This window comes from Bradyrhizobium sp. UBA2491, from assembly GCF_002341725.1.
In the GTDB taxonomy this organism is placed as follows: Bacteria; Pseudomonadota; Alphaproteobacteria; order Rhizobiales; family Xanthobacteraceae; genus Bradyrhizobium.
On the sequence record NZ_DDOP01000005.1, the window covers coordinates 1 to 8125 of the forward strand.

5 protein-coding genes and 1 pseudogene are annotated in these 8125 nt (G+C 64.8%); 3 read left to right on the forward strand and 3 right to left on the reverse strand.

What is annotated here, in order from left to right; genetic code table 11:
• Positions 1–274: pseudogene (locus B2W55_RS01400) on the reverse strand (hypothetical protein); the annotation flags it as partial.
• 447 nt (positions 275–721) lie between these two features.
• Between B2W55_RS01400 and B2W55_RS01405 the strand changes: the two are divergent.
• The 3 genes from B2W55_RS01405 to gyrA all read left to right on the forward strand — a co-directional run bounded on the left by B2W55_RS01405 (position 722) and on the right by gyrA (position 4818).
• The gene (locus B2W55_RS01405) at positions 722–1213 is read left to right on the forward strand and encodes a single-stranded DNA-binding protein (RefSeq protein ID WP_024583984.1); all 492 of its coding nucleotides are present in this window, start codon (positions 722–724) and stop codon (positions 1211–1213) included.
• A 240-nt stretch (positions 1214–1453) separates the two neighbouring features.
• Positions 1454–1852: a DUF2306 domain-containing protein gene (locus tag B2W55_RS01410; protein WP_024583985.1), complete on the forward strand. Its 399-nt coding sequence runs from the start codon at positions 1454–1456 to the stop codon at positions 1850–1852.
• A gap of 236 nt (positions 1853–2088) precedes the next feature.
• Positions 2089–4818: a DNA gyrase subunit A gene (gyrA, locus tag B2W55_RS01415; protein ID WP_024583986.1), complete on the forward strand. Its 2730-nt coding sequence runs from the start codon at positions 2089–2091 to the stop codon at positions 4816–4818.
• A gap of 66 nt (positions 4819–4884) precedes the next feature.
• Here gyrA and B2W55_RS01420 read toward each other — a convergent pair whose 3' ends face one another.
• On the reverse strand, positions 4885–5844 hold the full coding sequence (locus tag B2W55_RS01420; RefSeq protein ID WP_024583987.1) for a phosphotransferase family protein: 960 nt from the start codon (positions 5842–5844) through the stop codon (positions 4885–4887).
• Between the two features lie 103 nt (positions 5845–5947).
• Entirely contained in the window at positions 5948–7801 is a 1854-nt protein-coding gene (locus B2W55_RS01425; RefSeq protein WP_024583988.1) for a potassium transporter Kup, read from the reverse strand.
• Positions 7802–8125: the final 324 nt, after the last annotated feature.

Consider the following 8125-nt stretch of genomic DNA (forward strand, 5'->3'; position numbering starts at 1 on the left):
CGGACTGCCAGCGATAGCCGATCTGGCCACCGGCGACGCCGCCCGTCGCGTCATGACAACCATCGCTGCCGATGGAAATTCCGCCCGGGGTCTGGTTCCAGCAATTGTGGCTCGAGCCCCAGCCGCCGTTGGCGCCGATGTAGAAGCCGCTCCAGTCGTACACGGCGGCGATCATCGGCGGCGCCTTGGTGTAGGGACGGGCAGCCAGATCGGCCGCCGCGGCCGGCGCAGCGAACGCGATCAACGCGACCGTACCGAGCAAAAACTTCTTCATAATCAATCCCCCAGCTCCCCGATCGGCTTCCAACTTGTCCCGAAGCACGATCCCAGACGCGAGCGCCCGCGCCATGGCTGGAACTTATACGCTGATTCAACCGCGAACGCCGTCTCCCAAAAGCAACACTCGCGGATGAAGTGGTGGTCAGGCAAGGTGCTGATTTATTTTGAATTTTTCCAAGTCGCAACGGCCGGCCGGCGATCTGAGGCGAAGCCGGCGGCAGCGCGGTCGGCGCCAGCCATTGCTACGGTTGGTTGTGGCGAACAAAACTGGAACAATTTCGGCCGAGATGCTATATCCCGATAATCGTGGATAACCCGCGCGACGGCAAAGGCACCGGGCCGGCGCCGGCGTATAGGGTCTTCGACGACGCCTGCAGGTAAGTGGCGAAGGTTGAGAGTGGCGGCCGATGTCCGGCGGCCCGGTTTAGGTGGAGACGATGCGATGGCGGGAAGCGTGAACAAGGTGATCCTGGTCGGAAACCTCGGCAAGGATCCGGAAATCCGGCGGACGCAGGACGGCCGTCCGATCGCCAACCTTTCCATCGCCACCTCGGAGACCTGGCGCGACAAGGGCACCGGCGAGCGCAAGGAAAAGACCGAGTGGCATCGCGTCGTGATCTTCAACGAGGGTCTCTGCAAGGTCGCCGAGCAATACCTGAAGAAGGGTGCCAAGGTGTACATCGAGGGCCAGTTGCAGACCCGCAAATGGACCGACCAGAGTGGCGTCGAGAAGTACTCGACCGAGGTCGTGCTGCAAGGCTTCAACTCGAACCTCACCATGCTCGACGGCCGTAGCGGCGGAGGCGGCAGCTTCTCCGATGATGGCGGCAGCGATTTCGGCTCGTCCGGTCCGGTCAGCTCGGCGCCGCGCCGCGCCGTCGCCGCCGGCGGCGGCAGCCGCAACAGCGACATGGACGACGACATCCCGTTCTGAGCGATGGTTCCCGCGTTCGACCAGCCGTTCCGGGAAGCTCACGTTCCGAGGCGGCGTAATGACGCGCGAGGGCAAGAGGTTAGTGTGGACAATGAGGATAACCTCGTAGTCCACTGAAATTACGTGCTCTCGGAGGTTTGAGCGGGCGGGTTCCCCAAATTTTGACAGTGCTCGATGTGAATGATATTTACATTGGGCGCGGCGAAATGATGTTCGGCCGCCAATTCGAGGGCCGCCATCATGAGCCTTGCGCCGTTGCTCGACGCCGCGCCTGCGATCCCGCTCCATGCCTTTGCCGCGATGGCCGCCTTCGTGCTCGGCGCCATCCAACTGGCCGCGCCCAAGGGCACGTTGCCGCATCGGACGCTGGGCTGGATCTGGGTGATCCTGATGGTCATCGTCGCCGCGAGCTCGTTCTGGATCCATCAGCTCCGGCTGGTCGGTCCGTGGAGCCCGATCCATCTGCTGTCGATCTTCTCGCTGGTGATGCTGGTGCTCGGCGTGATGGCGGCGCGGCGCCACAATGTCCGCAGCCACAAGTTCACGATGATCGGCATCTTCTTCGGCGCGCTGGTGATTGCCGGCCTGTTCACCTTCGTGCCCGGGCGGATCATGCACGCCGTCGTGTTCGGGCAGTGATCGAACGGCCAGGCGAACAGCGAATGGCAAGCAGCGAATAGCCGAAACCCGCGTTCCATCCGCAATTCGCCACCCGCTATTGGGTTCTTGGGCCAAGCGGCGATCAAACCCAACGACAGGCCCGTAAGTGCATGAAAAAACGAAGGGAAAAACGGCTTGCCGTGACCGGCCAAGGGTGGTTATCAGGCCTCCGATGGGCTATATGATTCCCCAGTCCAACTGACCGGATTTCCCTTTTGTCCGAACCCGAAGACGACAAGCCCGGCGAGCCGCGGCTGCCCTCAGATATTCGTCCCGTTTCCATTCTCGACGAGATGAAGAAGTCCTACCTCGATTACGCGATGAGCGTGATCGTGTCGCGTGCGCTGCCCGATGCGCGCGACGGGCTGAAGCCGGTGCACCGGCGCATTCTCTACTCGATGCATGAGCAGGGACACACGCCGGACAAGAAGTACGTCAAGTCCGCACGCGTCGTCGGTGACGTGATCGGTAAGTACCATCCGCATGGCGACCAGTCGATCTACGACGCGATGGTCCGCATGGCGCAGGACTTCTCGCTGCGCGTGCCGCTGATCGACGGCCAGGGCAATTTCGGCTCGATCGACGGCGATCCGCCGGCGGCCTACCGATATACCGAAGCGCGGCTGACCAAGGCGGCGCTCGCGGTTCTCGCCGACATCGACATGGATACTGTCGATTTCCAACCGAACTACGACAATTCCGAGAAAGAGCCGTCGGTCCTGCCGGCCCGGTTCCCGAACCTGCTGGTCAACGGCGCCGGCGGCATCGCCGTCGGCATGGCGACCAACATCCCGCCGCATAATCTTGGCGAGGTGGTCGATGCCTGCGTGGCGCTGATCGACAATCCGGGGCTCACGATCGACGAACTGATCGACATCATTCCGGGTCCCGATTTCCCGACCGGCGGCATCATCCTCGGGCGCCAGGGCATCCGCTCCGCCTATCACCTCGGCCGCGGCTCGATCGTGATGCGCGGCAAGGTGACCATCGATACCATCCGCAAGGATCGCGAAGCGATCATCATCACCGAGATCCCGTATCAGGTGAACAAGGCCTCGATGGTCGAGCGCATCGGCGATCTGGCACGCGAGAAGAAGATCGAGGGCATCGGCGAGTTGCGCGACGAGTCCGACCGCGAGGGCTACCGCGTCGTCATCGAATTGAAGCGCGACGCCGTGCCGGACGTGGTGCTGAACCAGCTCTACAAGTTCACGCCGCTGCAGACGAACTTCCCCGCCAACATGCTGGCGCTGGATTCCGGTCGTCCGCAGACCATGACCCTGAAGGACCTGCTCACCATCTTCGTCGCGTTCCGCGAACAGGTGGTGACGCGGCGGACCAAGTTCCTGCTCGGCAAGGCGCGCGACCGCGCCCACATCCTGGTCGGCCTTGCGATCGCGGTTGCCAATATCGACGAGATGATCCGCGTGATCCGGACCTCGCCCGATCCGACCACCGCACGCGACGCCCTGATGTCGCGCGACTGGCCCGCGCGCGACGTCGAAGCGATGATCACGCTGATCGACGATCCCCGGCATCGCATCAACGAAGACGGTACGCTGCGGCTGTCGATGGAGCAGGCGAGGGCCATCCTCGATCTGCGGCTGCAACGCCTGACTGCGCTGGGGCGGGACGAGATTTCCGACGAGCTCGACAAGCTCGCGGCCGAGATCGCCGACTATCTCGACATCCTGCGCTCGCGTGCGCGGGTGCAGGAGATCGTCAAGACCGAACTGGCCGAGGTGAAGCAGCAGTTCGCCACCCCGCGCAAGACCCAGATCATCGAGCAGGAAGGCGAGGTCGAGGACGAGGACCTGATCCAGCGCGAGGACATGGTCGTCACCGTGTCGCATGCGGGCTACGTCAAGCGCGTGCCGCTCTCGACCTACCGGGCGCAGCGCCGTGGCGGCAAGGGCCGCGCCGGCATGCAGACCCGCGACGAGGATTTCGTCTCGCGCCTGTTCGTAGCCTCCACCCACACGCCGGTGCTGTTCTTCTCGTCGCGCGGCCAGGTCTACAAGGAGAAGGTCTGGCGGCTGCCGATGGCGGCGCCCAACGCGCGCGGCAAGGCGCTGATCAACATCCTGCCGCTGGAGCAGGGCGAGCGCATCACCACGATCATGCCGCTGCCGGAGGATGAATCCTCCTGGGGCAATCTCGACGTGATGTTCGCGACCACGAGCGGCACGGTTCGCCGCAACAAGCTGTCCGACTTCGTCGACGTCCGCCGCTCCGGCATCATCGCGATGAAGCTCGGGGAGGGTGAGGCGATCGTCGACGTGCAGATCTGCACCGAGCGCGACGACGTGCTGCTGACCGCCGCCGGCGGGCAGTGCATCCGCTTCCCGGTCCCCGACGTGCGTGTGTTCACCGGCCGTACCTCGATGGGCGTGCGCGGCATCGCGCTGGCCGAGGCCGACAGGCTGATCTCGCTGGCCATCCTGCGCCATGTCGAGACCACCTCCGACGAGCGCTCGGCGTACTTGAAGATGCGCCGCGCGGTGGCCGGCGAGGCCACGACCGAGGAGCCGGTCGAGGCCGAGGGCGAGGAGACGGCGAACGATTCGATCCAGCTCTCGCAGGAGCGCTACGCCGAGCTGTCGGCGGCCGAGCAGGTGGTGCTGACGGTGTCCGTCAACGGCTACGGCAAGCGGACCTCGTCCTACGAGTACCGCACCACCGGCCGCGGCGGCAAAGGCATCGTCGCGATGAGCGTCAACAACCGCAACGGCAATCTGGTGGCCTCGTTCCCGGTCGAGGACGCCGACCAGATCATGCTGGTCACCGACAAGGGCCAGCTGATCCGCTGCCCGGTGGCCGACATCCGCGTCGCCGGCCGCTCGACCCAGGGCGTGATCGTGTTCGACACCGCCGAGGACGAGCACGTGGTCTCGGTCGAGCACATTCCGGAAGAGGAAAACGGCGAGAACGGCAACGGCGGCTAGCGCCGCCGTTTCGGAGATGCTCCGTAGCCCGGATGGAGTGTAGCGAAATCCGGGCTACAAGAAGGCCTATGCGGTGCTCTCCAGTTCTGCCGTGAGCTTGGGGAGCGCGTCGACCTTGCCGATCTGCGCGAACCAGCACCAGAGCTCCAGCGTGCAGGCGAGCCGGTAGAGCGCGATCGTGGCCTCCCAATCCGGCCGGTCGCGCGTGCCGTGGCCGGCGAGCAGGCCGTCGCGCTTCGGCGCGTCCTTTGGCGTGAAGTAGTACAGCGCCTTGGCCATATCCATCAGCGGATCGCCGGCCGTGCAATTCTCGAAATCGACGATGCCGGCAAGCTGCGGGCTTCCCTCGGCGTTCACCAGCACATTTCCGGCATGGAGATCGTAATGGCACAGGCGCGGCATCTGGGCTGCGTCGAGCAAATGGCTGCGTGCGGCAATGCTGGCCTGTAGCCTCGCGGCCAGCGCCGCGTCCCCGCCGCGCGTGCAAAACTCCGTCAGCTTGCGCTCGAACTGGGCGGACATGTAGGCCCGGTTGCTCGGGTGCGGCGTCCAGACGCCGTTCGGGCCGATATAGCCGAAGCTATCGAGGGTGACGTCGTTGATCCTGCGCAGCGCCGTGCCCATCTCGGCATGGATCGCAAACAGCTCCTGCTCGGTCAACGCCGGTTCGCGCTGGCCGAGCATGACGCCGTCGAGCTTGCTCATCAGCACGAAGCTGAGATCGATCGTTGAACGCGTATCGTCGGCGAGGAGAATGCGGGGGACGGGAATAGCGACATCGCGCAACAGCCCGAGGACGTGGACCTCCTTCGCCATCTTCCATTGCAGCTGCGTCGGGTAGGCCTTGAGGATGCAGTTGGGCGCGTCCGCCAGCACGATCTCGAGGATCGTACTGATCTCGCCGCCGCGCAGTTCGATGACATCGCTCACCGTTGCGTGCGGGGCGATGCTGCTGACGATGGCTTGCGCCTGCTCGATCGAGATCGTCAGCCTCGGTTTGAGCTGAAGCGGTGGATCGTCCGCCATTCCTCGAGACCACGTAGCCCGGATGCAGCGAAGCGCAATCCGGGACAAATCGATATGGCTCCGCCAGTCCCCCGGATTTCGCTCCGCTGCATCCGGGCTGGGACTAGATCTCGATCTCCGTGCCGAACTCCACGACCTGGCCGGTTGGCACGCCGAAGAACGCCGCCGACCGCTCGGCGTTACGTTGCAGGAAGGCGAACAGCGACTCGCGCCACACCCACATGCCCGGAACGTCCTCGCGCGGGATGATGGTTTCGCGGCCGATGTAATAGGTCACGTCCGAGAGGTCGATGCCGGGCAGCTTGTTCTGCCGGCAGGCCAGTTTCAGTCCCTCATAGATCGTCGGATACTGCATGAAGCCATAGTGAAGGATGATCCGCGTGATCCCGGGGCTGATCTCGATGACGTCGGCGCGCTCTTCGTCCGCAATCCTCGGTCGCTCCTCGATCTGCACGGTGACCAGCAGCACGCGTTGATGCAGCACGTGATTGTGCTTGACGAATTGCGTCAGCGCCAGCGGCACCCCATTGGGGGCCGATGCCAGGAACACGGCGGTGCCGGGCAGGCGGGCGCTGCACTTGTTGACCGCGGTCTCGATCAGGTCCTCTTCCGGCTGGCGCAGCTTGCTGCGTGCCTTCTCGACCAGCTTCACGCCGCTGCGCCAGGTCAGCATCAGGAACGCGACGGCGGCGGCGAGCAGCAGCGGGAACCAGCCGCCCTCGAACAGCTTCTCGGTGTTGGCCGCGAAGAAGATCGCGTCGATGATGAAGAAGAAGCCGTTCACCGCGATCACCAGGATCGGCGAGTAGCCCCACTGGATCGCCACCAGCGCCGCAAGCAGAGTGGTGATGGCCATCAGCAGCGACACGGCGATGCCGTAGGCGCCGGCGAGGGCGTCCGAGGTGCCGAAGGCGAGCACCGCGCCGAGCGTCGCCGCCGCGAGCAGCCAGTTCACCAGCGGCACATAGATCTGGCCGATCGCATCGCTGGTGGTGTGGCGGATATGCATGCGCGGCAGGAAGCCGAGTTGGATCGACTGCTGGGTCAGCGAGAACACGCCGGAGATGATGGCCTGAGAGGCGATCACAGTCGCGACGGTCGCGAGCAGCACCAGCGGATAATGCGCCCAGTCGGGAGCGAGCTGGAAGAACGGGTTGTCGATCGAGTTCGGGTCGTTGATCAGCTCGCCGGCCTGGCCGAAATAATTCAGCACCAGCGCGGGCAGGCAGATCGCGAACCAGGCCAGCCGGATCGGGAAGCGGCCGAAATGTCCCATGTCGGCATACATCGCCTCACCGCCGGTGACCGCGAGGAAGGCGGCGCCGAGGATCGCGAAGCTGACGTGGAAATCCTGATGCACCAGGAAGTCGAACGCGTAGTACGGGCTGAGCGCGACCAGCACCGCGGGCGCCTTGACGATGCCGTGAATGCCGAGCGCCGCGAGCACGGCGAACCAGAACAGCATCACCGGGCCGAAGATCTTGCCGATGAAGCCGGTGCCCTGCTTCTGCATGATGAACAGGCCGATCAGGATGATGACGGTGAGCGGCACCACCGCCGGCGCCAGCGAGGGCGCGTCGACCTTGAGGCCCTCGATCGCCGACAGCACCGAGATTGCCGGCGTGATCGCGCCGTCGCCGTAGAGCAGGGCTGCCCCGACCAGACCGACCACCAGCAGATGGGAGCGCCAGGTGCCGGGCGCCGCATTGCGCGCCGACAGCAACGCCAGCAGGGCGACGATGCCGCCTTCGCCGCGGTTGTCCGCGCGCAGGATCAGCATGGCGTATTTGACCGAGATGATGAGGATCAGCGCCCACAGGATCAGCGAGACCGTGCCGAGCACGGCACTGTGGGTGAGCGGGCCGCCATGGGCGGCGGCCTTGGCCGCTTCCTTCAAGGCGTAAAGCGGGCTGGTGCCGATGTCGCCATAGACGACACCGAGGGCACCGAGGGTGATCGCAAACGGCAGCGGGCTGCTTGGAGGGTGGCCAGAAGAAACGATGGCGGGCGTACTGGTCACGGCAATCCCCCGATGGCTCGCACCCGCCGGGTGATCCGGACGGGTGCATTAGACGATAGTCTGCGACGGGACGTCGCAAATTACCATTGGGATTTGTGTGACGGGTCTGACCTTACGCGAGGCTGAACGGGGCTGGCGCGGGCCGACCCGCGCCATAACGCTCGAAATGAAACTACGGCGTGCGGTCCGCGGTGACGAGGCGGGCTTCCTTGACCACCGTCTTGTTGCCTGCGCAGCGCCGGCAACAAGACGGTGGTCAAG

Coding starts and splice junctions, on each gene's coding strand:
- B2W55_RS01420 (WP_024583987.1), bottom strand. CDS start 5,844: ATGGCGGACGATCCACCGCTTCAGCTCAAACCGAGGCTGACGATCTCG.
- B2W55_RS01410 (WP_024583985.1), top strand. CDS start 1,454: ATGAGCCTTGCGCCGTTGCTCGACGCCGCGCCTGCGATCCCGCTCCAT.
- B2W55_RS01405 (WP_024583984.1), top strand. CDS start 722: ATGGCGGGAAGCGTGAACAAGGTGATCCTGGTCGGAAACCTCGGCAAG.